This window comes from Yersinia sp. FDAARGOS_228, assembly GCF_002073315.2.
Lineage (GTDB): Bacteria > Pseudomonadota > Gammaproteobacteria > Enterobacterales > Enterobacteriaceae > Yersinia > Yersinia intermedia.
Window position 1 is genome coordinate 1,311,289 of sequence record NZ_CP020409.2, and the last position, 25,959, is coordinate 1,337,247.

A 25,959-nucleotide genomic window follows, 5' to 3' on the forward strand; every position below is an offset into this window, starting at 1 on the left:
GAAACACTAAGTTATCACTGAGAAAAAAGGCATATAGAGATCATGGGTTAGCTTGTATACAATGAGAGAATTCTTTCTTTAGAGAACATGAAGTTATGAGCGCAATCACATTACGCAAAGCGTTGGGTGTACTCGCGAAGTCATCTTCGTTTTCTGTCACCACGGTAACACACCGACAAAGAGACGTATTTGATCAGTTAAAAGAACAACTCTTTGTTAAACAATATATTGAAAAAGATTTACTACATCACTTGGACGTTGCTAAACCCAGTGAAATCATTTTTTTGTGTGGCAGTAGTGGGGATGGTAAGTCAGAAATTTTAACCCGCTGTCAGTCAAACCAACGTTACCAGCAGCGATTTGCCTTTCATCTGGATGCGACGCATAGCTTCGCCCCCCAACAGACCGCCATTGATGCTTTGGACGATTTGTTCGACGATCATCAGCAGCAATTATGTCCGTTGCTGGTGGGTATCAATACTGGAATGCTCGCCAACTTTGCCAGAGAAGGTGCCGAACGTCATCAGGTACTTCGTTTGGCGATTGATGCATTTTTATCGGGACAACAAGAAAGTAGTGGCCCTTTTCACAGTGACAATTGTTCTTTTTTTGATTTTGAACATTATCCTAAGTTCCAGTTTGATGAAGATAGGCAATATTCACCATTTATAAAAAAATTGTTAAATCAATTAACTAATGATGATGATAAAAATCTGTTTTACACTATTTTTCAACGAGATGAATCAGTAGGGCATGATTTAAATACTGTTGCCAACTTCAAACTGCTCTGTATGCCCGGCGTTCAGAATGTCTTAATCACCCAGCTCTTTAAAGCCCGCTTAATTAAAGACCAGTTTGTTACGACAAGAACATTGCTGGATTTTTTGCATCACCTGCTGACTGGGCCGGGTTACTTGTTTGATAACCTCTTCAATGGTGAAGAAAATGACCTAATTAAAAAGGTCTCTGATTTCGATCCTGCCAGATTGCACACCTACGAGCTCGATCAGTTCATTTTGCGTTATGAGCTGGGATTGGTTGATCCAGACTTGGATGATTTTCTTGTAGCCCTTGAAAAATTACATATTCAATTCGATCGCCAGTGTGTTAAACCGGGCGATGCGGCCTCGCTGATTAGGCTCTTCTGGCTGCTACAATATGAGTCGTTGGGCAATAATTATCACCATAAATTTTCAGTGTTTTTTAACGAATCACTGTTTGAACGCTACTCAGAAATCTGGCATTTGCATAAAAACTACACTGCAGATACAGAGCAGAAAAGATTGTTGAACCGATTTTACTCTTCCGAGCTTATAGCTGGTATCCAGCGCTACGCAAATCGTAAAGCACCTGAGTTGATCGCGCAAAAGGAGGAGTTCTTTTTGGGTGAATTTGGTGGGGTTAAAATCACCGCACCAGTGGCGCTGAAGCCGAACTGGGATGCTATTTTCAGGAAAAATACGGCCCAGCCGACCTGCTTCGACATTCATCTGAAAGTGGGACAAAACTCGTTGCTGCCTATTCGTATCGGGCTTAACTTATTTGACCTATTGAGCAAATTGAATAATGGCTATCGTCCTAATAAATATGACAAGAGTGCAATTGTATTACTGGATGAAGTCGTTGAACTGATTGCTGAGCGGGCCAAATCCAGTAGTGAAATTAAGTTTTATGATGGCGCACAGCGGGTTTACACCGCTAGGGCGGATGACGACATGATCACCATCAGCGGAATGGAGAAATAACATCATGTATCCCATTGCAACAAATTTAAAAGTGGGCAACAACCAACTGGATAGTTACCTGCCGGTGCGCAATAAAAACAATAATATTGACTGGCAAATTGTCACTGGCTTGGTACTGAGTTATGCCGTGAAGTATAAAATTGACACTTATAATCTCGAACAATTTCGCGAAGATTGCAAAACTCACCTGCAAGCATTGATTGATGAGCCAGCCTTCTGGCCTGTGCTGGAACGGATGTATTTTTCCAGCCAGGATATTTTCCGAGTCTCTCCACTTTTTTTACTGTTTCATGCCCAGTTTGATGCTGAAAAGATAAGCGCAGGATCCACGGCAGACAAACGTCTTGGAACGCTATTTGCCAATCTCATGAGGGGATTTAGCCTTAACTACCCGATACAAGATAAGTTGAACTTTTTCGAACAAGAAATGCTAAATAAACTCAATACGAGAGTAAAACGGCTGGGGGAAGGTCCATTTGCAGAAGAGCAACCTTATTTACCCTATCTGGTGACGTGTTTTCAGTCTGATTTGGCATTTCTGGCAGATCATCCACAATATCTTTTGCAGGAGTTGACCAATACCCTGCGTTTGTATGCCTTTAGCTGGTGTGCTCAGTTGGCGCTCAACTTGGATAACTGGAGAAACGGCGAGCCGCAAAGCAGATCTCTGTTTTTTATTCTTGATACAGAGAAAGCCAGCTCCGAGCGAGACCAGATAAAGCGCTTTGGCTATAAATGGTTTTCCAGCCAAAGTGAAAAGCTTTTCCCGATACTCTCCGCACTGGAGGTTTTACAATGGGGTAAAGGAGAGAGAAAACGACCTCTCTGGCAGGTATATCAGGATTGTTTGAGCTATTCAGACGCATCAAGTCAAGTATTAAATGAGCTTAATGATTACATACAGAAGTTTATCAGTAAGGGGGAGCGAGATCTTCCTGCACGCGATCGAGCTACAAACCTAGACGATGCCTTCAAACAGCTATTATCCGTTGCCATTGAACAGTTTCAGGGCAAGAAATCTGAACGTGCATCGGTAAATCGCAAATACATCAACGAGCTGGAAAGCCAGATTTGTACTGACTTCATCCAGGTACGTGGCCGCGCGGGTAAAGTGCTGGTACTGAATCAGGATCGGCTACTGTTACTGACCAATCTTACCGTGGGTAAAAACAAAAAACTCCGGTTGCATGAACTGTTGCTCGGTTTTGAGCAACGCGGATTTTATCTGGATAACCAGTCTGCACAAATGCTGGTGGCGTTTTATGAACGCATGGGGAACGTGGAGCGAATGAGTGACAGTGGAGACGCCGTATATGTCCGTAAAACAGTATGAAACCTATCTGGCGGAAACCTTCATTGAATGGGTTAGCAGCACCATTCAGCCGGGTGAGCGCTACCAGTTTAAATCTCCCGATCCCGATAACGCCTTAAAACTCTGGAAGGCTTTCGACTCTTTAGCTGATGGAAATAAACTGGAGATCGCGCCGGATCAGAATATTACATGTGTCTCATGTAATGGGATCCAGCTTATTCCAGTGCTGCACGGTACTACTGCTCCCGCGTTTACGGAAAACTATATTTCCCATCTGCGTGATAAAGTGTCCGGTCGCAACGGGATTTTTGCCCAAACGGCGTTGTTGATTATCCATAACAGCATGTTGGATACCTTGCTCAATAGCACCAAGGATGTGGCCGCACCAGATGCAATCTGGCATCCCGAAACCTTCCGCCACCAACTAGAAAAATTAATTACTACGGACAGCAACCGTTCGCAAGTGACTCACTGTTTGCTGGGCGATCAGTTGACAACGATACTGGATGAAGGCGCAACCGTCTTTGGTTTTTCATCGCTATACCGTCTGCTGGAAGATGGCAACCTGGATTTCTCTGAGCTAAAGCTATTCAACGATAATAATTTATTAAATTTTAGAGATAAACAGCTACGTGCCCGGTTGAATGAAAACCAGAAGTTATATCGCCAGATAGAAGATAGTATCGAGCGTTACAGTGGGCAACTAGAGAATGTGCTGACCGACTTCAGTACCAAATTTATTCAGAAACATTTCGTCGATGAAGATAATTGGCGTGAGCTTGATTTTTCCGTCTACCTGGATGAGAAAGCGCAGAATAGAGAACAGAAGCTAGTACTGGAAAACATCTGCATTGAGAACGGTGAAGTCTGGCAGAGAGCAAAAAGCACTAGTAAAGCGGGTAAGCGTGATCTCAGCGTCTTGGTTCAGGTACAGCCGGGACAATCGCAGGTAGAACTGGAGTTCAGTTTTCAGAGTAGCGACCTTCAGGATGATCAGATAAAAATTGCTCATCATCGCCAGTTACAGAAAGAACGTTTCTGGCGCACCAGTCGGGCTGGAGGGAAAACCTCCCGCATTATAGCGTCAGTGCCTTTTGATGGGCACCCCTGCTTTTTTAGCCTCGAAATAATCAACCGCAATAACTCGGCGGAAGAGTATAAGTTTCGCTTGCTGTTAGTCGAACAGGGGCAATTCTGGCTGAATGAGATCCAGCATTGCTATCGCGTTGAGCCGGGTAAAGACCAACTGACCCTACAACTTGAAGATAACGAGTTACGGATTGCAGAAACAGGCGACCAGACCTGTACGCTGGATGAAGACAGCAATGACATTGACTGTCGGCACTATGCACGGGTTAATTTTGAGACGCTGGCGAACCAAAGTGAGCTGATCAAATTTGCGCTGATTTCAGGTGATTCCCGTTTGCAGCTTAATATCGAAGGGCCGGGGGCAGAGGAAGGATTAACATTACCGCTGCTTTTTGATCAGAGCCGTTTCAATAAGCTCTTCAAAGAAGAGGGTAATGCAACCTGGAACCGGATGAAGGGGCGTGTCATATTGGATAACACCGAACATAACGTGGTCGGTGTACGCCAGCAGTTGCTGGCGCTGGAAGCGTCACTGATCGAACGGAACTTGCTAGGTGCGGACAATGACGGCAGCGTATTTGCGCTGGATGAACTCCTTGCCAGCTACCCCGATCTTCATAACGCATACTATCAACTATTAGCATACTATCAGCGTTGGAACACTTTGCCGAGCTTGGTGGCGTGGTCAGTGGAATACCGTGCGCTGGTCAGCCACGTAGTCGCTACTTTTGAACATGCACTACAACAAATTGGTCTCAGCAGAGCGCTCACTCTACAGGAAAAACGGCTGCTACATCTCGGGGTTTACCGTGGAGATACGCATGAACGCCTTTCGCCATTGCATCCCTTAGTTCTGGCATATCATTTGCAACTGGCAGAAACCATCATCGCGGAACCAGGGCAGCCTACATCGGCTTCATTTGCCTCATTACCACCGATTACCCTCGATCGCCTGGTTGTCTCAGGCTTAATGCCGTTTGTGTACCATAGCGAACATGAATATGCGCAGCTACAGCCAGTAGTAGAAAATCGCTTCTGGATTAACGTTATTCCTCAGCGCCAGATGAGCCATGACTACGTAAAACGACTAGTAAAAGATAAACTCAACGAATTCACGGATGCCTATTCCCGGTTGTTCCAGAGAGCTGGGAATAATGCATTGATTATCAATGCTATCAACCAGGGCAACGCCCGAGAGTTATTCCTGGGGCTGGTGGAGTACTTTAAGCAGGAAAAAGAGCGAGCAACTTCGGTGCATGTAAACTGCTACGATGAACGCCTGTTGCCGAATGCCTTTGACCAATTTGCCGAAAGCGGCAGCTATGAACAGATTAAAAACGACCTTGGCCTGAACAGTGGCACATGGCGTGCAGAAGCCGATATGCTAATTGATTTGCTGCGTAGCCGATTAACGTTTAGTAAATTTGTCCTGCCATCAGCAAATGACAAACTGGCTTATGCCCATCTGGCGTTTTTCACCAATACCGCACCGGTTGATTGCCGCCAGATTTGCATTGAAGATGCCTCTAGTGGCGTGTTATGCCATGGCCTCATTGCGGGTGAAGGGGCTGAAACCCAGGGCGATGCATACTTTACCGCTTTTGGTTTGCGTAATGTCGATACTGAGCCTTATTGCGCCCTGCGCCTTGCCCGCTTGTTGGGCTGCCTGTGGCAACCAGCGAGACAGAGTAACAGCCAGTATCACGGTCAGGGCATTGGTCTGGCAGTCAGTGGTGATTTTAAGCAGCTGCTCAATCACTCTTATGACAGCTCGCTCTGGACTACCATTATAGACCCCAAAGTCACGCTTGATTTCTTTACCAGCCAGAAAGATGTGGTACTGATCCATTATTCTGACCAGTACACCAGTTGCGCAGGTTATGATGCTGTTACTGTCACAAAGCAGGTTGAGTTGTTCCTGCGTCTGCTCCAGACAGGAAATCAGACCGGGCAGCCTTCCGTTGACAGCCAGCACCTGCTTGCTGAATTTAATGCCTTTAACGGTGAATGGCTGCTGAAAATGCTGCGTTCTGGAGAGAAAGAGCGCAAAGAGAAGCACGGCATTATTGGCGCGTATAAATTCGTGCAATCCATGCTGCATCAGTCCGATATTTGCTGGGTTCCGCTTTCGGTGGCTGAAATGATCCGCGTGTCAGGCAACGTCGGACTAAGAATGAAAGAAAGTGATTTATCCCGCCATTTACAGGGTTATCAAAAAGGTGCGATCTCCGACGATGTGCTCTTTGTGGGTTTTAAAGAGAACAACCTTTATCTGTTACCGCTGGAAGTGAAAACGGGGGCGCGACCCGATTACAACCATGCCGGACAGCAGGCTCGCGAGCTAAAACGCTATTTACAGCAGGATATTCTGGGGCCGCAAACGCTGGCATCTCAGCTGTACCGCGCGCTCTTTATACGGCAGGTATTGATGCAAGTTGAAAAGCTACGTTTGTACGGCGTGCTGGACAACGACAAGCTATCTCCCCTGTTGGAACGACGTGAATGGTGGCTCACCGGTGACTATCAGTTGGGTGAGCTTGCCGGCTACGTTGAGGGTTTTGTGGTGGCGCATGTGGACAGTGGAACCTGCTTCGATCTCACTTATAAAACGACGCAAGATAATATTTTACAGATCGAAATCCCTTATTCATTGCTACCCTCGCTAATCGCCTCGTATGGAGATGAACCACCGCTGGTGGAGCGCTATCGGGTGCCGGAAAAGTACCAGCTGAAACCAGGATGTGATGTAAGTTCGTCACAACCAGAAGCCATGGTACAAGGCACAATGCCGACTACTGCACAATCCGTTTCAAAACCGGAGTCGTTACAGCCTGTTGCTGAGGTGGTAGTCCCTAATATTATCCATACTCCATTACAGATCCTGTTTGGTCATGACGCTCTGAGTCAGAGCCTGTTGCATTGGGAGCCAACCAATACAGCGAAGTTCATGAACACCAATACTGGCATTATAGGTACGATGGGCACTGGGAAAACTCAGTTTACTAAATCGCTAGTCACGCAGTTGATGCGCAATCAATCCTGCAACGTTGATGGTAAACCGATTGGCCTGCTGGTCTTCGATTACAAGTCGGACTATGTGGATAAGGATTTTCTGGAGGCGACTGGTGCTAAGAAATACCAGCTATCTTTATTGCCTTATAACCCGTTATCGCTATTTGGTGATATGCCAATGCTGCCCAGACATACGGCAATGGCATTCTCTGAAACGATGGGGAAAGCCTATAACCTTGGTGTGAAACAGCGAATGAAGCTTGTTACGCTGATTATGGATTGTTACGACCTTGCGGGGATTGTTCCTCATGATCGTACAACCTGGAACCGCACTGCGCCGACAATCGAAGATGTTTGGCAGCAGTACTTAGCTCAGGAAAAAGTAGACGAAGATTCATTGTACGCTGCACTTTATAATCTGGCAGGTTTTCAAATTTTTGAAACAAATCCTGAAAAGATGACCAGCTTGTATGACTTGGTTGATGGCGTCACCGTTATTGAGCTGGCGGGCTACCCATCAGAGATTCAAAACCTAGTGGTCGCACTGACGCTTGACCTGTTTTACGCACAGATGCAAAAGCGCGGCAAACCGACTGTGCAAGGGGATTACCGCCAGATAACCAAAATGATTCTGGTTGATGAAGCGGATAACTTTATGCGCCAGGATTTTGCCAGCTTGCGTAAGATCCTTAAAGAAGGGCGTGAATATGGTGTTGGCGCGATTCTGTCAACACAGGAAATCACCCACTTCAAGACGGGGGAGAATAATTATGCCTCTTATATTCTGACTTGGGTAATTCATCGCGTGTCAGAGATAAAGAATGCAGATATCAAGGCGGTGTTTAACGTTGATGATAAGAGTGAGCAGGAATCCTTAATGGGGAATATTCGGCAGCTTGAAAAGCATTATAGCCTGTATGTGGATGGGGATAAGCAGGTCAAAAAGATGCGCGATAAAGCGTTTTGGGAGTTATTAGCATAATGATAACATTCATCATATCGACAGTACTGCTGGTTGTATTTATTTTTTTATTAGTACTGGTTATTATCAGAGGGCATTTTGCAACAAAATCAAATCATTGGTTGAATTTGATCGATGATATCAAAGAGTTGTTTTCAAGGTTGGCACAACCTAAATTTGTATTAATATCTTTCGTTACATTATCTGTTTCTACCTGTGGCATTTGGATTGGGCCTTTATTTTTAGGCGACACTACACAATTAGGATTTTCAATTTTTTCGTTCATAATTGCAACGTTAGGTGTTCTTGCCGCAGAAAATTTGTTACGGGATGAAGGGGAGCTTACAAATACTCAGTTCAAATATAGAAAACAAGTTAAAATGTCATTCTCTGTATTTCTCTGGTTTATATCATTTGTATTTTCTTTCTATGGATTGAAAGGGAATGTGAACTCTCTGCTAGTTATTGCATTTATTATAACGTTGGTGTTGTGGCTTTCAATTTCATCGACAAAGTCGGATTTTGATTTCCCTGGTTCACCTGAAAGGAAAATGCGAGAAGAACTAGAGATTGTCAACAACAGCCCTGAACCTGGAGATGGTTTATAAAATGAATAAAACCAAAACCATTTATGCGTTGAAAGTAACTCAGCCGTATGGTGATTTTTTTCAAGTTGTACTAAATGCGGAGCTTTTACTCAATTGCTCTTTCATAAATCGTGCAGAAGTAGAAGATGGAGAGATATCTGGGGTACAAAGAAACGGTTCGCTTCCACGTGCTCGTGAGATAGCGAAATTTATAGATTCCGAAGAAGCTGCATTTCCAAACTCCATAATACTATCAGTGAATTATGATGAAAATGATAACCCTGTAACAGATGAGTATCGATGGAAGTTTGAACAAAAAGAAGGTAATTTATACGAACTGGTGATCCCTGATATTAAAATGAAAATCTGTTCAGTAATAGATGGTCAGCATAGATTGCTAGGTTTCGAATATTCAAAAAATAAAAGTATGGAATTGCCTTGTGCTATTTATGATGCTCTTCCTCCATCTGGACAAGCATCAATATTTTCCACAATAAATTTCAATCAGCAAAAAGTACCAAAAAGTTTAGCTTATAGACTTTTTGGATATTCACTCGATGATATTTCTAGGGAGTTCTGGCCACCGGACTTGCTTGCTGTGTATTTGAGTGAGAAATTCAATAATACTGAAGGAACTCCATTCTCTAATAGGCTAAAAAATAGGGTGTTGAAAGAGAAGCCTGAGCAAGACTGGTCAATTTCATCCTCTGTTTTTATTGATGGAGTACTGTCTTTAATATCAAAAAATCCTCGTTTAGATCGATATGCTGTAAATTCGATCCATTCTATAGATAATAGAAAGGGACGTGAGCGCCTTCAGAGTAGTAATGATAATAGTCCATTGAGGATATTGTATATAAAGGGTAATGATCGTGCAGTTGAACAAGTATTGACTATATTTTTTAAAGCAGTCAAGAAAAGATTTTGGACAGATGATTGTATTGCACAAAATACAGTGCTTGTTAGGTCAATAGGTATATCGGCATTGTTCCAATTTTTGCGCCAAAAACTAATTGATATGCCTGAGATAAATATTGTTAACTTAGATAATTTATGTCTGGCATTAGACTTTATTGATCCTAAGGAATTTACTGATTCTAGCGCTTATCCATCAACAAGTGTGGGTAAAAAGAAAATCTTTGACTATTTTATTAAACATGTCTTAGTTAATCCTTAGCTTAATTACTAAGCAGCCATCCTTTTATCTTAATGGATGGCTGCTTACTATATTAGCCAATAGTTTGTGATAAACTTAATAAATTACGATGATTTCGAATTGAAGCAATCCCATCCTCAACATGCGCTGCCCACGCTTTAATTAGCATTTTTTGATCTATCCGAGGATATAGTAATTTAAGAACTAATTCCGTAGTCTGTAGGGTTTCCCCTAGCCACGTAATTTTATCTAGTACTAACGAGCCATCCAGCTTTTTACTATCCAGGTCTTGCGAATAACGGAATTCGCTTTCAACTGAACGGAAAAACGCCAGCCGGGCGGCGACATTAGGCGTAATTCCTGTATATCCCTTTAATTTTTTAAGCTGTTCTTCAGTCTGTCGACTGAGCTGCATGCGGTTCGGGAGCATCAGATTGCCTCCTTGGTTAATTCCCAGAAATAGCCAGGTTTTAGAGTCGATGATTTGGTGTGCGCATTAAAAACAATCTCATAAGCATGAGAAATGTCATCGCGTAGTTGATCGACAAAATAACGTTCATCTACTTCCGTATCAGTAGACAGCAACACTACCTGATGGCTGGCAAACGGAAAGTAGTGATTAATCAGCTTATCCCTATGCTGAGAGTCCAAACGCCCCAATGGCGTATCAATAATCACCGGCAAATCACGGCCAGAGGTTTTTGCCAGAGCTTCAAGGATCGCAATCGCATAGATCTGTTTTTCACCTGCGGAGAGCAACTTACGGTTAACCACTGAACCATTTTCATCCACCAATTCGACATCAAACGTCTCTGGGTTAATATGCGCATTAAGCTGTAGATCTTCTTTACGGGCTAGTTTTCGATAGGCAATTTCAAAATTCGCTGACAGCGTTTTCACTCTTGCCTGAGTTAATACATCGCTGTACCTGTCGAGTAAATTAATCGTTTCTTGCGCATTTTTAAAGGCACTGCTAAAGCCATGCTGACTACGAGCGACATCATGCATTTTTTGCACCTGACGGACGCAATCCAACTGCTGTTGCTTAACTTGTTTAGCGTCTTCTAGCAATGAAAGATATTTTTGTCGCTGCTTTTCACGCTGCTTATCCAGATCTCGCAGTTTCTCAAAGAGATCCATTAGCTGATCGTCTTCCGGGGCGCGGGCAATATTAGCGGCAGCCTGCTCTAACTGTTGTTCAATATCAGCTAACTGAGTGCGATAAAGATCAAAGCGCTGCCATGCCTTTTTGCTGTCTTGTTCAATAGACTGCTGGAGCATACCTGCTTCACGCTCAGAGATATCAAACAGCAAATCGCCTTTAGGCTTGGTTGCCATATACTCTTTCAAATTATCGGTAATCGCTTCGGTCGCAATTTTACTCGTCGTACTGGATCGCAATGCGATATCGCTTTGTAGCAGAGTCAAAAACTGTCCCAATTCTTTTTCAAAACTCTGAGCTTGCTTGATCTGCGTTTCGTCAGCAATTTTTTCCAGCAACCGGGATAAGGTATTCGGGGCCAGCGCATAAGGCAACGCCCCATCACACTCTTGCCGCAATGCTTTTTCCAGACGTTCCTTTTCTTTTAACAGTGTTTCAACTTTTTGTTTTTCCTGTACTTTAGTCTGTGCAAATGCGCCGCCCTGAGCATTCAGCAAGCCTTCATAACGGGTAATATCTTTAGATAAGAACTCAATTCGTGTTTTGGCAAAATCAGCTTTTTCCAGCAGTTCTTCTGTCTGGCAGGCTAATTTTTTACTTTGTTCTTCAAACTCAGCAATTTTTTGTTGTTGAGAACCCGCTAACTGATTGGATTGCTGGCGCTTAACAAAAATCATCAAGTCATTACGCAGTTTGGATATCAGGTCTAGACCCAATAAACGTCGCACTGCGGTGCGCAGAATATTGCCAGAGTCATCTTCCGCCAGTTCCGCAATTTTCTCGCCGTCAAAAAAGAACAGGTCAGCAATACCATGCGGAATTAATTCATTAAGAAATCCCTGGCATTGATCGTAATCCAGCTCACTGAGCGGTTGCCCATTCTGCTGTAGAGAAAGGCGGTCTTTCTTGCCCTTTCTCCAGGCCCGTGTAACGGTAAACTCTGCTTCATGGCCACCCTTATTGTAGGTAAAGGTTAGTTCAACAGCAGCTTCTTCTGGTTGCTCAATATAGTTCGCGCCGTTGTGGATCAACAAGCTAAGCTGTTCAATATAGTCCTGTTGTTGAGTCGCAAGGCCAAACGCCAGCCGACCATATAACGCGAGACGGATCGCCGATAGAATCGAAGTTTTTCCCGCTCCGTTTAAACCACCAAACAGCACAATAGGGCGTGCATTTACATCATTTGGGCGCTTTTTCGGAGCTAGATCAATCGTGTGCGTACCGTTAAATACCCGAAAATTATGTAATACCAGTTGTTTAATGAGCACGTTCTTTTTCCTCATCGGCAAATACAGATGATTCACTGGCATCGACAATTCTGCGCTGTAAAACCTGGAGTTCTGCTTCCAGTCTGGCAACATCTTCCTGATGAATATCCCGATCGTTGCGTTTTTGCAGCGTTACCTGTTGTTGCTGAATTTCTTCCAGGCTTCCCCAGTCTTGCTTCAAAATGGTGCCGAGTTTGTCAAATATCCCCTGACGGCGACTTAATCCTTCCATTGAAACTTCCAATTCAATCAGCTTCATAACCATCTCTGGCACGACATCAAATCCCTGAGCTATCTGTACCAGCAAATCGGCATCGCTGGCGTCAAAGCGCGACTGATCATCAACCACCCAGTCCAAATCCTGCTGATACACGTCACGGTAAATACCGGGTAGTGTGTCGTACCAGTCCGGCTCGTTAGGGTCTTTCAGCCATTCTTGGCGGATAGCGTGCAGTTCCGGCTGCGTGATTAATGTGATGGTATGGCCCTGAGCATTCATATCGCGCTCAATTTCTAACAAATCTTTAAGCCACTTCTGACGATATTTGAGCCAATAAGGGCCGGGAACATGCTTACGATCTGCACTGATTTCTTCACCGTCTTTGGCGTACTGATAGCTCACCTTGCCGGTACGGCGCTTATAGTTGCGAAATGTATCTTTATTCACGGGATCGGTCGTAAATGCCAGCAGATCGCGATATTTAAGCAAAGGGGACATCCACTCTTCACCATTCTTAATCAGGCTTTCCATTGCTTTGTCTTTTGTTACGACAGTACAAGTCCAGCAACCGAAACGAGAATTTCCGCAAGAGGGAGTGCTTTCATCGATTACGAGTGGACACTCACCTTGTGCGGAAGAGTCCATATACAACGTCCAGAGTGGGCGATTATTACCGCCCCACGGGCTTTCCCACTCCTCGATATCATCCGGGGCGTAGCGAAATGCACCGCGTAACAATTTCCAGACGTCTTCTACATCCCAGGTATCAATTGGGGTATAGATAAAGGCGTTTGCCAGTGTGGTATGTCGGGCCAGGCGTGAACCATCAATTTTGTGCTTTGCGATCACTTGCGCACGAGAAGCGCTTTCGCTGCTTCGCGAACCCAATACAACAATTACCTCATCAAACTGGCTGACTTTATCCTTGATAAAATCGCTTACCGGATTGATCTTCATTCGTTCAGTACACCAGCGGAAACTCCGGGTAGGTGCCGGATAACCTTTCCCCAGCAAGTTAACCCAGAACGTTTCATGGGTTTTGGGCATCACTGCGTGCTGAGTGATTGGCAGGCCATTGCGTTTTGCACCAGCCTCGATCTGCAACATAGTTTTCTTAATCAGATCAACCACCACAGGCGTTTCCACCAGAGTGTCGGATGATACTAAGAAAACATCTTTGTTGCGCATTTCCGGAGGCAGGCCCAGTAAGGCCATATATACCAAAGTAATAACCGCTGAAGAATCTTTGCCACCACTGTAGCCAATCACCCACGGACGTTTATCTGCACAATAAATTCTTTGAACTTCAGCAACGTATTCCGCCAGTGGACGCCCGACGAATTGCTCCTGATTAATAAAATCTTCATACTCGGCCAGATCGAAGGCCTGAACCAGTTTACTCATGAGACAACCATTTGAGCTTCAAGCTCTTGTTCTTCGTTTGAAAGGGGAAGAGATAACGCGATTTTTAATGCATTGCAAGTAAGCTGAATAGAAGCATTAGTTTTGCTTAGTTTACCATGTTGCATAGCGCGCTTGGTAAGGTCTGGGTTACTTTTACGCCAGTCGAATTCTCTAAGTGTAACTATTTTCTTTTGCCATGAATCAGGATGTTCTGACAGTAGACTGTTTCCTAATAGCCCTAGGGCTTGGAGCCCTATTCCGTGTGCATGAACATATTCTTGGCGTAAATGCGCTGGAGATACCTCTTTTTTTGCTGCTAATTGCCAGTCTGGCATGACATGAAATATAGCTTGCCAATATAGAGCTGCAAGGTCAGAGCATTGTTCTACGTCGTTAGCTTTAGGATCTTTACCTAGTAAAGAACGTGTAGCCTGCTTAATGCTACTCAGCGTGAACAGTTTATTGGAGAATTTACTGATGCTAGATTTTTCCATTTCAGTCAAACCGATAAAAGGCTCGATATTCATTGCCAGGTACCGCGATAGATTTGAGCTGACATCTCTATGGTCATAGAGAGTCGCTAGAGAAGGACTTGGTCTGATCGCATACTTATTCAAGTCAGCAAACATTTGCTGGCTGCGTTTAAGCCCCTCATCTACGAAGAATAAAACAGGGATGTTATCTTGACCAAGCTCAGGTCGTTCTTCTAAAGCATCCTCTATTGCTTTTCTACGATGCTGCCCGTCGTTTATTAAAATTTGGGCCTCCATAGGTACGCGTAATGTCCCTAAATTGTTGGAACCAGCAAATTCATCAAATTGCACATCAACTGCAATTGAAGCAGTAAGAGCAGAAAAAACATAATCTCTTGGATTATCAAGCAAATAACGAACCATTTCTGGAATTCGAGCTTTATTTAGAGTTCGTTGTGCGCGCAATTCAGGTGGTACTTCATTTTCATCAAAACTGAATATTTTGGGAATGATCCGCATCGGGCAGGTTGCAATGTAGAAGGGGCGTCCAGCTTGTATCCCTCGGACTGCTGGAAAGGAGTAGCAATAATCTGTATCGAAATTCGCCATGCTGCATTTCCCTGATAATTGGTATAAGCATAATTTTTTACGTAAAACTTCACGTTTAATCTTGGTATTATATGTTTTTTTACGTAAAAAATAAATGGTTTTGCTGCTTTCTAATATGCCGTCGAGGAGCAACGATAATACTTAATTTTTGTATAGATAATGATCAATGTGTTGATGAAATTACTATGTAGCTAACTAAATTCTCTTGTTTATTGAGTGTAATCTAGAATGTAAGGGGGGCATTTGGTCATTGTCTACGTAGAGGTGGGGAGTCTTAATTATTGAAAATGTCTATTCTTATCAATAAATAGATTTTAAAAGCGATTTTGGTGAAATTTTGACAACTGTCAATATCGAGTAGTATCTTAAAAATCATTACTCACGCTAATTCTGCCTACCTGCGAATATCTTTATCTAACTAAATCAGCAATCAGTACAGTTGATGTAGTCGACGACAAAAGAGTTCGAGAAATATCCAAATGGCTACCAGTAGAGTAACACTGAGATTTAGCATAATATCCCAGTTAATAAGTATCAGTAAAAGAGTGAGTATACCGGACATGGACTTGGGGAATAAGACGTCTTTAATCCGTTTGTAAAACCACTTGTCTATAAGTTTCGTTGGGCTGCATGAAAAAGTCATTGGTGCCTTCATTGAAGAATACATGTGCTCCTAATTGGAGGCACCACCGTTTTTTATAGCTAGTTGATCAGGAATGCCGACTTAGACATTTTTATTACCCTCTCGGTACTGCCAGTTTCCCCAAGAGCGGTAACCTATTCCACTTAGATAGATTTAACAAGGCGATTTAATGTCTCGATTTGGCCTACATTGTTCATCACTCGGTCCATTTGACATCTATTATCCTATGGCTGATGTTGAGGTGACTGCTGCATATGTATCGATTCTCTGATCGTTAAATCGCCAACAATCAATAGCAAGTTCCATCATTAAACATTGCCTTGCCACTATATTTTCAGCCGACCATTGTTGATATTTATAGTTATAATGTTCTTTAAAACGATTTAATGCCGTGTTGATTCCAATGGAATATGTATCGTTAAGCAGGCGCGTCATGAGTATTTCAGAACTGGTATACTGCTGTTGTTTTAGAGAAAACCATTCAGTACTTAAATCGTTAAAGTTATTTACGGCCTGGTTTATTGTTCCTTCAAGCAAGGTAATATTCCCCAGTTTATATACAAAACTTGAATGCTTGTCGTCAGAAAAATCACTTTCAGTAGGTAAATTTTTGACCGTCTGGGGGAGAATATGCTCGATCTGCAATTGCTGAATAGCCATCTGATTTTTCTGCGGGAAACAGCAAAGCTGGCGAATATGGTTTTCTAATTTACCGAGGATGAAACGCTCACGATATTGTGGCGTAAAATGATAATGCGCAATAAGTGAAAATTGCTGCTTAAAATCGGCCAAACGTTCACTAATAAAAGGTACCAGAGTGGTCGAGACAACCTTAGCGACATCTTCTTTGGTATTCATTTTACGCAGTTTTGCTGCCCACTGGGTAAAACGCTGCTCATAGGTTTTAGTCTGAATCCCCATGGTGTTGGCAAAGAATAAAAAGCTTTCGAGTTGTGCTCCTAGATAATCTATAACATCATCAGGGCAATTTACGTCCAGTGCCATTAGCAATACCAGATGCTGGCGTGAGCGGTATTTATTAATGTAACCGATGTTACTAACGTGAGGAAAACGGGTATCCTCGCGCCAACTGGCGGCTTCGTTTGTTGCATTTACCAGGCTGGCGTAGCGTTCTGAGAGTTTCTCCAATTCTTTAACCAGAACTACAGGCTGCGATTCATATTTAAGCTGGGTTTCACCCTCGGTTGAAATAATCCACTTATAAATATCATCTTCCCGCAAAATACCATGATGATAACGTGACATTAAAAAATAACGCAAAAAACGAAGTGGGTTATCACTCTCACCACAGGCTTCAAGGTTGTTGGTTATCGACTTCCAGATAGTCTTGATTTGTACGAATTGAGTCTCTTTTGCCTGCCTGAAAAGCAGATTTTTAACCAAATCCATCGCGTTGAGACTAGCTCCACGCTGGTTGATAGTTTCAAATATTTTTAGTGCACTACTGAGATTCTCAGATTCAATCACAACCAGTTCAACTTTTGTCAGAAAAAAACGAGAGAAAGAAATGAGGTTATCCATTCCTTCTCCTTCTTCTAACTGACCAGAAAGATATGCGTGAATATGGTGATAAGCACCAGCCATTTTCTTGACTGAGGCGGTTTCCGCAAGACTGTCGATTTCTCCCTTTATAAGTTGAGTCATAAATCCTTGACTCTCATCATACTGGAGGTCAAGGCGGATTTGGACTTCATCACTATTGATATCGTAACTGGAGAGCCATTCATCAATAGTTTTCAGGTACTCCTGACCTTTTTTATCCAAGGTATCTTTGCGTTCTTTGAGTAAATTACGTAGAGCACACATGGTGATGACAATGGTGGTCAGACGTTGCTGTCCATCAATAACATCATATTTTTCACCATTTTTAACGATGATAATTGAGCCGAGGAAATAACCACTTTGATCTTTCTGATCCGGCTGGTATTCGTTATCCAGATCGATGAGAAACTGCTCAACCTGATCGTCAACCTTCCAGACATACTCGCGCTGATAGTCCGGTACCAGAAAGTAATAATCATTTAATTTTGTGATACTTTTTACATCGGCTTCAATTTTCAAGTGATGTCCTTACAGTAAACGGGTCTTGCCGATTAATAGTTCTTGCATCATAGCATGTTTGATTTGACGTATTTTTTCCAGGTGTTGTTCAAGTGCCGGAGTATCGGCATCCCTATGCAAGTAAACGCTACGAAACGTAGCTTACTCAATGGTCATTACTCAACTGGCTTCCTTCGTATACAGGTGCTATTGGTATTGAGGGCACGTCTTTGGCCCACGGTATTCATGTTGGCAGAGTACACAGAAATAAATCCTGTGTGGCAGAGTAGCCCTTGGTAGTGGTTGAGTTATGATAGGGCTCAGCTGTGTTTAAGGTACGGATTGTTTGTGAAAAGTTTGATGCTGCTCTTATATGGTATCGGTATTGACAACCCCTCTCCGATTGGACATCGGGATGCTGCTGGTCATAAATGAATAAACGGCCAGTAAAATAAGTATGCAGCAATTCCAACGGATTATGGCAAGAAGGGCAGGAACCTGAAGATAGGTGTGTGCTATTAACTTACTTGCCCTGTGCCGTTAGGGCCGTTCTGATGTGTTGATACATGATTACATCAGCATCCCCATCTTTCTGATAAAAATCGTTTTGTCTGCCGTTATCCGGTTTCTGAACGGCACAGTTGCATCCACGCAGAGTATTTGCGTCGGTGAAAAATGTCGGATACCGACCTGAGTACTTATCCAGCTCAGGCTGGCACCCGGCGCTTCGGTATCATGAGGCCAAGTGAAGCATTTCTAGACGGGCAACTGGTTGTAATAGCTGAGCTTCTAGCTGTTGATCACCAGATCAGTTTGCATTACATCTTTAGCGGGTACCGGGGCGGAGTGCAAAGTGGATGCCCGCTTCATCGGCGGCAAACACTACGTCAGACAAATAACTCAGCAGATCCACAGCTTTCAGGAATGCTGGGTTAAATGTTAGCCCCTGAGCATTAATGCTATCCGGCACCCAATGGCTGCCCTCTTTGTGCAGCACGCCATTCAACCGGGTTTGCAGAAAACGGGCGTTACGGCCACTGTCGCTGTTGAGGTAACGTGCCAATAACAGGAGTGACACTTCACTGCTGGTATCTTTTAAGGGATAGCGTCCGCCGAAAGTACTGTTCCAGTCATAGACGATAGATGCCTGTCACTGGGCATTCAGGCTCTGAGCGGCAGGGGTTAATACTTGTTGCCACGCCTGTTCCATCGGTTGGAAAAATACCATTTGCCCAAATCCACTCCATTCCTGACCGAGGCTGGCGGCAACCAGGCTGCCGTAATCACGGGTTTCGGTCATATCGGCCGCTTTGCCCTGAAATACCGGTTAGTTTTATACCCCAATGGTCAATAGGCTATTAAAGTATCTGCCATCTCGTTCTGCAGCAGCGTAAGTGGAGCTATTTTAAAAATGCTTAAAGTATTGTTAGTTCAAAAATGTCATCCATTTCTGACAGTCAAGTGACGAATGTGACTATCTTCTACCAGGGATTATGTTTTATGCTGTCCGAACATGTTGCTGTAATCCAGAATGACGAAGGTGGAAAGAAATATGAATTTATCTCCTGAAATTTATAATGCCAGCCAAGTAAGTCGTCCAGGACTACAGTGCCCCCCCACTGAAAAACAATTACACCAAAAACAATTACCCCCCTATCCGGTACACCACTTTCCTCCCGTACTCAAAGATGTTATTCAGGCATTACATAGCAACACCCAAATTCCAATCGAAATGATTGGTAATGTTGTACTGGCAGCAACATCATTGACCTGCCAGTCATTGATTGAAGTAATACAACCCCATACGAATATGCCGGAACCCTGTTCACTTTATCTCATGACCATCGCAGAATCGGGGGAAGGGAAAACAACAATTAATAAACAGGTCATGAAACCCTGTTACGCATTCGCATCAGAACTCATACTGCAATATGAACAGCAATTAGTAGATTATAAACACAAATTTAAACTCTGGAAAATTCGACAACAGGCACTCGAAAGTAATCTCAGGCAGGCTATTAAAAAAGGTTATCAAGGAAAGGAGGAAGAGAAGGACATCAGTCAGCATGCAGTGAATGAACCACAACGCCCGGCACGCCCTACTTTCATTTATGAAGACACCTCACTAAAAGCCCTCATTGAAGGACTCAATGAATACCCTGAAGCCGGATTTATCTCCGATGAAGCGATCACTTTTTTTAAAAGTTATCTGAAAAATAATCCCGGTCTACTGAATAAAACCTGGGATGGTGAGGTGTTTGACTTTCGTCGGGCTGATGGTGAAATTTATAGAATAACACCCCGCCTGACATTTTCATTAATGTCCCAGCCCGGTGTATTTATGGACTACTTGAATAAACATGAAGGTCAGGCGAGATCTAGCGGATTCATGTCCCGTTTTCTTTTTGCCTGGGGTGACAGCACAATTGGCTCCCGCGGAAACACGCAAGAATATATAGCGATAGAGCATGAATTGAATCTTTTCCATGATAGGATTAATGAACTTCTGAAATTGAGTAAAATCGCGCTGAGCGATACCGCCGTCCAAAAGAAAAAATTAAAACTGACGGATGATGCTCTAGAAATCTGGAAAGACAACCGCTTAAAAATAGAAAGAAAAATGGCTATCGGACACGAATGGGAACATATTCGTGATATTGCATCGAAAGCGAGTTCGAATACCCTAAGAATAGCAGCGTTGTTCCAGTTTTTTTATAATGGCAGTTCAGAGGATATTCCACCAAGCATGATTGGATGTGCAATTAAGATAATGGACTGGTACCTTAATCAGGCAAGTGTTTTATTTTACCCCGGGTCAGAACGCTGCCAGTTTGAACAGGATGTCTGCGAATTACACGCATGGATTATGAACAGAATCAAAAAAAATAATGGATTCGCCATTCCGATGAATGAGCTAGAAAAGTATGGTCCTCACCGACTGAGACGTCTGGAAAAACTCACTCCTGTGCTGAATCAGTTAATTAGCCAGGGGTACTTCGGCGTTATTAAAATGTTTTCACATAATGCCCTTTACGTTACTATCGTTAATCAAAATGGTCGCTATAATCTGCCTTTAAACTCCGAACCCCAGGCTCAATGTCATATTATTCATTCACGAGATAATACGAAAGGAAGGCCGTACCAGGTTAATATATCCTGAGTCACGGAGTGTGTGCTAATCTACTCAGGTTATCATCAATGCCCAATAAATCGAAAGCAACCAACCTTCAAGTGAAGGTTGGATTGTCGTGCTTTTCAGTTGCCCTAATAGGGCAAAAAACACTCATTTCATATAGCAACAGCCATGAATAATTGTCTTTCATTGCTACAGTAGCAATGATCTACGTTTTTTTCAGTAAGACATGATTAAAACTGTTCATTAAGCGAACAATAGTGGTGCTGTAGAATGTCCACCTTATTGAGATTTAGAACTATTCCCAGTTATAAAATCTTCGTTTTCGGCGCAGGGAGTTACGTTTTTGAAATAAAAAATGACTGGATTGTAGATATTATACAACCATTAAGGACGGGAGTCTGCAATACGGTGTTTAACCCATGCTTCTATTTCACTTTGTAGCCACCGTGAACTACGACCTAATTTAATGGGTTTCGGAAACTGACCCTCCTGTATTAATTTGTAGAACCATTTGTCACTGCAACCCGTAAACTCAGTGATGAAGACCATATCCACCATTTTATCATTAAGCAGACCTGGGGCAGTATTTTCGTTTGTCATGACGATTTCTCTCTGTCTTATAGTGAATGAAAGACAGGAGCACCAGGATGAATGTATTACCGTTATCCCCGTACTCCGTCATAACATTCCTTTCGCCAGTAGAAAAATACTTTTTATTTAATCAGTACTGACTGCAACCAAAATTACGCTGACCATCGGTATTGTTCTTGCTTTTCAATTTAGCCATATAGCTAGTACGATAGATAAGTGCTTTGTATGCTTCACTGTTATCGCCTTCTTTTGCCTTCAGGTAATAACACGGTCTTTCAGGAATATGGAGAAGTTGTCTGTAACCGGGGTAGGTGAGCCCTAGTGCACTCATCCATGCCTGATGTATAAGGCTCACCAATATTCTTTTATCCTCGTGGAATGAGCCTAATCGGTTAAAGGTTTCTTTATTTAGCAGAAGCAGCACATGATAGTGTCGTTTACCTGTTGTTGGACAGAACTCTCTCACCCAAACGTAATGTAATGATGTATAGCGGACTCTTTTCCCTTGCTTAAGTTTATTACGGCGATAGTATTTTATTTTCCCTTTCAGGGATGCCATAAAACGTGAGATAACAGATGCATCCGTTTTGGCGAAATTAGTTTCATCAAGCATGTCATTGTTTGAGTTAATCACTGGGATATGAAGATCTAATCTTAGCCCTATGATTTGTGAATGCTTCAGTAGTGATTGGTTTATCGTTTGTTTAATTCTGGCGAGATGACGCTCGTTCAATTTCCCATAAGATGTGATATATTTTAACATGTTTACCCCTGAGGTTTTTCCTTGCTGGCATTTAACGCTTCAGCCAATTGTGAATGACTATAGAGTCATGCCTATAGTATTTATTTACTCGTGGTTATTAAACTCAGAAAGCTCAATATATAACGCCTGTCGTTATTGATAACGCCAAATATATTACTCTACCCCTAAAGATAAATCGTTATTGCATAGTATCCTGCATAAGTTTCATCAGTGAGTATTTTTGAATGTAAATTCATCATGTACTTAACGTTTGTTATTTAAGGGTAAGGTTAGTCTGTGTAAACCAATTTTAACTAACTATGCTTATTGTTTATCTATCTACTATTTAATATCACGGTGATATTAAATGCCACTACTACCCAATATTACTATAATATTACTTCGATACTACTAAGCATATTAAATAACAGTATTAAATAACACATAGACAAACCGCCACAAAAAACCATTAAAACCCCTTTTTGCAATAGAAGAAGGAAGTATCACATTAAAGGGAAAATAAGCATAAAATCACTCTGGAGTTATGTTATCTAATACTTGTATTTTATCTGTGCTATTTTGCTCATAATGAATATGTTTTCTTGCTTGAGATACACAGAGTTCATCCGCCATAATAATACTCTCACTCATATCGTTATTAAGCGTTCTGTGCGCCTAAATGTGATGTGGCCTCTGCCTGACTGGTTAGATATTCGCCTCTATTCTGTTTAAAAATTCAATTCAAAAAAAATTCAGACCTATATTACCGCCATAAGAACGGCAGCAGGTTTTGCTACCGTTTTATTATTTCAACTCACGGAGGTTAATGTGCCAGATAAAACCGAACAAGGCATCTCCGCCTTGACACAACCACTTTCCCTTCTCCCTGACAACCTCTCCCGTGCCATTCTCAAACATATACATCAGTGCATTCATTACGAACCCACGATTGGCATTATGGGTAAAAGCGGTGTGGGTAAATCCAGCCTCTGCAATACCTTATTCAATCCGCCTCCTGCCAAGGTCAGCGCCATTAAAGGATGTACCCGCCGTGTACAAACGTATCAATTGAGCCTTGCACCGCATGCCTTGCTCATCGTGGACTTTCCGGGAATAGGTGAAACGCCCGAACTTGACCGTATCTATACGCGGTTATATCAACACTGGCTGGGTCAACTGGACCTGATTATCTGGGTGCTTAAAGCGGATGACCGGGCATGGAACGATGACATTCGTTGCTATCGGCAATTGATTTCGCAGGGAGCAGACCCCGTGCGCTTTCTTTTCGTCCTCAATCAGGCTGATAAAATTGAACCCTGTCGGGAATGGGACCTCGTCACTCACCAACCTTCTTTACGTCAGCAACAGCACTTGCAGGTAAAAATAGCGCAGGTCAATGCGCTGTTTTCACCCCGACATCCTGTTCTGGCCGTATCAGCATCGGAGGGGTTCAATATGCTCCTCTGGGCCGAAACCTTCATTCGTGCTTTGCCGGATAACGCCAGCAGTGCAGTCACACGCCAACTGGAGTCGGGTTATCGTACGGAGAACGTGATCAAGACGGCGCGCGACAACTTTGCCCGTGGCGTGGGCGATATTTTCGATGATGCGCTCTCTGCAATGCAAACCACCGGTGCGCTGGTGCGTCAGCTTAAACGGCTTCGCCACCGACTGCTTTCGGTTGTTCACGCTGTCTGGCATTTCCTGTTCTGATTTCTCACGGCCAACGGTTTATTCGTTCGATCTGTTTCGCCGATCGAACACCTATTTATAATAGTTATTATCTATCAATAATTGATTTTATCATCAAAAAACCAATAGGTTTCAACGATCGGTTTTAGCTTATTGATCTTAATTAACGATTATCTCTCTTTCCCACATCTCGCTACGATCCCCTTTCCAGAACGGTCGTCACCCCTTAATTTCTGTCTACTTATTGATGAATACAGGAGTATTCCCATGATGCAACGCGGTTTCCCTTATCTGGCCTTTGTGCTGCACGATACGAGGTCCCCATGCTAAAACCTTATCCTCTGTCCAAGCAGGACAGCTATGCCTGGGCTCTGGCCATTGTTCTTCCACTACTCTGGGCACCCTTCGCCATTTTCTTTCCTAAAGAGATTGCCCTTGGTTTTTATCTGGTTCTCTCACTGGTTTGGACCCTTCTTGACCGGTTAAGCCTGATGAAACAAGAAAAAGTACCGCCTTCGTTCGGCTATTTTCTGCTACCCATGGTTTATCTGCGGCAACGTGACGAACGTCAGGGGAAACCCTGGCGTTTATTGCAGGTATGGCTGATATGTACTGTTTTGTCGGTGATAGCCGGTGAGCAATTTAAAAAGCAGTCGGGTACAGAACAACTTGCGCAGAGCGCTTGTTCTATTGTTACCCAGCTTATGAAACAGGAAGGTATTGATGAACGCTGTATTCGCGTGACGGACTTAAAGGAAGAGGTCAGCGGGCGTTTTTATCGGGCACAGGCCCTGATGAACACCGGTAATAAAGAGCCGATGACGATTGAAGTCAGGGGCAGGGATATTTATGTCGTTTTACCTGAGTGGGAGGAATGAAAATGAAAGATCAATTTAAAAGTCTCGTCCGCGTTTTTCTCTTAAGCACTGGGCTGTTGTTGTCATGTGTACATGCAGTACAGGCTGACAATTCGCGCTGTGCAAAACCTGTTTTTTATGCCAAAACGCTCAACCATAACAAAGAAGTCACCATCTGCATGGATACCCCTTACGTGTCTTACTCTTTTGGTAAGATCGGCACCCCACATAAAGAGATGGATATCACTGTTCCGGCAGCCAACACCACTTACGCATACCAGAACAATCAGGTTATCAGCATTCAGGAGTTCACCGTCAGAAAGGGTGATACCCGCTATCAGGTCTCCGCCGGAACAAACGATGACGGTGAACCCGTCGCGTCACTCTACGTTTATAAAGGCGCGCCGGACACCGGAAAACTGCTGGCAGAGATAAAACTCGATACCCATACGGTGGTGAATAACATTAGCCACGCACTGGCAGATGACGGTATTGCTGAATCAGACAGCCTTTAATCGCCTACAAAAGGAGTGAGCAAGTGAACGATAACTTTCTGATTGTGCAGGGCGTTCCACAGGTATTACTAAATGGCCTGTTTCTTCCCGTCACTGTCACACCGTGGTTGAATTTTGTTACACAAACCAGAGCGATGCCATGAACATCATCAATATCCTGAATTCAAGAAAAGTCAAAGTGGCCCTGGCCGTGATGATAACACTCATGCTGTTAGTGACCGTCGCCGTATCCGAGCACGGGATCAGCATCCTGTCTCTTATCACCGCAGTTTTCTGGGGCATTGTCAGTTGGCTTATTCTCAGTTTGGTTTTTCGCATCCTCTCTCATTATCTCGTCACTCAGTCAAAGGGGACCGTCACGAGGAAATCTGGGCAAGGTTCGACTGACGCTCATCAGGAGGACTAAAATGATACTTGTCCTTTTACTTTGGATTATGGCTTCGGCTTTCATTGGGTGGTGCGCCAGCTCAAATGGACGGTCATTCTGGCTGTGGTTTATGGTGTCATTGTTACTCGACCCGTTATTCGGAGCAGTGCTTTATATCATGGTCGTGAAATCAAAATGACAAAAGGTAGGCTAAAAAGAGCCGGTATTATTTATCTAAAATTCTGTCTTATGTATGTCCTTATACTCATAGTGGGATACGGTCTGCTCATCGGGTATCTCGGGGATTAGCCGCTTCGGTCAGATACCCCCCATTTTCATCGTGTGTGTGTTATTGAC

At 43.3% G+C, this 25,959-nt stretch carries 17 protein-coding genes and 1 pseudogene; 10 read left to right on the plus strand and 8 right to left on the minus strand.

Features of this window, described 5'->3' with window-relative positions; translation table 11 throughout:
- Positions 1 to 95 precede the first annotated feature (95 nt).
- Genes dptF through A6J67_RS06045 form a run of 5 tightly spaced genes read left to right on the plus strand, consistent with a single transcriptional unit; the run spans position 96 to position 9,883 of the window.
- Positions 96 to 1,745 carry a DNA phosphorothioation-dependent restriction protein DptF gene (gene dptF / locus A6J67_RS06025; protein WP_080608070.1) on the plus strand — a complete coding sequence of 550 codons (1,650 nt, stop codon included), beginning with the start codon at positions 96 to 98 and terminating at the stop codon, positions 1,743 to 1,745.
- 4 nt (positions 1,746 to 1,749) lie between these two features.
- Positions 1,750 to 3,078, plus strand: coding sequence for a DNA phosphorothioation-dependent restriction protein DptG (gene dptG / locus A6J67_RS06030; protein WP_050103248.1), 1,329 nt, complete (start codon positions 1,750 to 1,752; stop codon positions 3,076 to 3,078).
- Complete coding sequence (gene dptH / locus A6J67_RS06035; protein WP_080608071.1) at positions 3,059 to 8,140, plus strand: DNA phosphorothioation-dependent restriction protein DptH; 5,082 nt, start codon at positions 3,059 to 3,061, stop codon at positions 8,138 to 8,140. Before dptG ends, dptH begins: the two co-directional genes overlap by 20 nt.
- On the plus strand, positions 8,140 to 8,727 hold the full coding sequence (locus A6J67_RS23410) for a hypothetical protein (RefSeq protein ID WP_186367909.1): 588 nt from the start codon (positions 8,140 to 8,142) through the stop codon (positions 8,725 to 8,727). Before dptH ends, A6J67_RS23410 begins: the two co-directional genes overlap by 1 nt.
- A gap of 1 nt (position 8,728) precedes the next feature.
- Positions 8,729 to 9,883: a DGQHR domain-containing protein gene (locus A6J67_RS06045; protein WP_192945361.1), complete on the plus strand. Its 1,155-nt coding sequence runs from the start codon at positions 8,729 to 8,731 to the stop codon at positions 9,881 to 9,883.
- 52 nt (positions 9,884 to 9,935) lie between these two features.
- Here the strand turns inward: A6J67_RS06045 and dndE are convergent, their stop codons facing one another.
- From dndE to A6J67_RS06080, 6 genes and pseudogenes are all read right to left on the minus strand, one after another.
- On the minus strand, positions 9,936 to 10,292 hold the full coding sequence (gene dndE, locus A6J67_RS06050) for a DNA sulfur modification protein DndE (RefSeq protein WP_080608073.1): 357 nt from the start codon (positions 10,290 to 10,292) through the stop codon (positions 9,936 to 9,938).
- Positions 10,292 to 12,292, minus strand: a complete 2,001-nt coding sequence (gene dndD / locus A6J67_RS06055) for a DNA sulfur modification protein DndD (RefSeq protein ID WP_080608074.1) — start codon at positions 12,290 to 12,292, stop codon at positions 10,292 to 10,294. The genes dndE and dndD overlap by 1 nt, the downstream gene beginning before the upstream one ends.
- Positions 12,282 to 13,916: a DNA phosphorothioation system sulfurtransferase DndC gene (dndC, locus tag A6J67_RS06060; RefSeq protein ID WP_080608075.1), complete on the minus strand. Its 1,635-nt coding sequence runs from the start codon at positions 13,914 to 13,916 to the stop codon at positions 12,282 to 12,284. Before dndC ends, dndD begins: the two co-directional genes overlap by 11 nt.
- Complete coding sequence (dndB, locus tag A6J67_RS06065; protein WP_057648604.1) at positions 13,913 to 14,998, minus strand: DNA sulfur modification protein DndB; 1,086 nt, start codon at positions 14,996 to 14,998, stop codon at positions 13,913 to 13,915. Before dndB ends, dndC begins: the two co-directional genes overlap by 4 nt.
- An 862-nt stretch (positions 14,999 to 15,860) precedes the next feature.
- Positions 15,861 to 17,723: a DUF262 domain-containing protein gene (locus A6J67_RS06075; protein ID WP_080608077.1), complete on the minus strand. Its 1,863-nt coding sequence runs from the start codon at positions 17,721 to 17,723 to the stop codon at positions 15,861 to 15,863.
- A gap of 651 nt (positions 17,724 to 18,374) precedes the next feature.
- Positions 18,375 to 19,026, minus strand: a pseudogene (locus A6J67_RS06080) (type VI secretion protein VasK); the annotation flags it as partial.
- 228 nt (positions 19,027 to 19,254) lie between these two features.
- On the opposite strand from A6J67_RS06080, the gene A6J67_RS06085 reads away from it, so the two are divergent.
- Positions 19,255 to 20,862: a YfjI family protein gene (locus A6J67_RS06085; protein WP_226967883.1), complete on the plus strand. Its 1,608-nt coding sequence runs from the start codon at positions 19,255 to 19,257 to the stop codon at positions 20,860 to 20,862.
- Positions 20,863 to 21,222: 360 nt separating this feature from the next.
- Here the strand turns inward: A6J67_RS06085 and A6J67_RS06090 are convergent, their stop codons facing one another.
- Together A6J67_RS06090 and A6J67_RS06095 are read right to left on the minus strand one after the other, a co-directional pair.
- Positions 21,223 to 21,438 (minus strand): helix-turn-helix transcriptional regulator, encoded by a 216-nt coding sequence (locus tag A6J67_RS06090; RefSeq protein ID WP_080608079.1) that lies wholly within the window; start codon positions 21,436 to 21,438, stop codon positions 21,223 to 21,225.
- Positions 21,439 to 21,559: 121 nt separating this feature from the next.
- A complete protein-coding gene (locus A6J67_RS06095; protein ID WP_080608080.1) occupies positions 21,560 to 22,192 on the minus strand; it encodes an inovirus Gp2 family protein in 633 nt (210 codons plus the stop codon).
- Positions 22,193 to 22,999: 807 nt separating this feature from the next.
- Between A6J67_RS06095 and A6J67_RS06100 the strand changes: the two genes are divergently transcribed.
- The 4 genes from A6J67_RS06100 (at position 23,000) to A6J67_RS06115 (ending at position 25,641) form a co-directional block, all read left to right on the plus strand.
- Complete coding sequence (locus A6J67_RS06100) at positions 23,000 to 23,884, plus strand: GTPase family protein (protein WP_105165815.1); 885 nt, start codon at positions 23,000 to 23,002, stop codon at positions 23,882 to 23,884.
- Positions 23,885 to 24,186: 302 nt separating this feature from the next.
- Complete coding sequence (locus tag A6J67_RS06105; protein WP_080608081.1) at positions 24,187 to 24,741, plus strand: hypothetical protein; 555 nt, start codon at positions 24,187 to 24,189, stop codon at positions 24,739 to 24,741.
- A 2-nt stretch (positions 24,742 to 24,743) separates the two neighbouring features.
- Positions 24,744 to 25,235 (plus strand): hypothetical protein, encoded by a 492-nt coding sequence (locus A6J67_RS06110; protein ID WP_192945362.1) that lies wholly within the window; start codon positions 24,744 to 24,746, stop codon positions 25,233 to 25,235.
- Positions 25,236 to 25,374: 139 nt separating this feature from the next.
- Complete coding sequence (locus A6J67_RS06115) at positions 25,375 to 25,641, plus strand: hypothetical protein (protein ID WP_080608082.1); 267 nt, start codon at positions 25,375 to 25,377, stop codon at positions 25,639 to 25,641.
- The last annotated feature ends 318 nt before the right edge of the window (positions 25,642 to 25,959 follow it).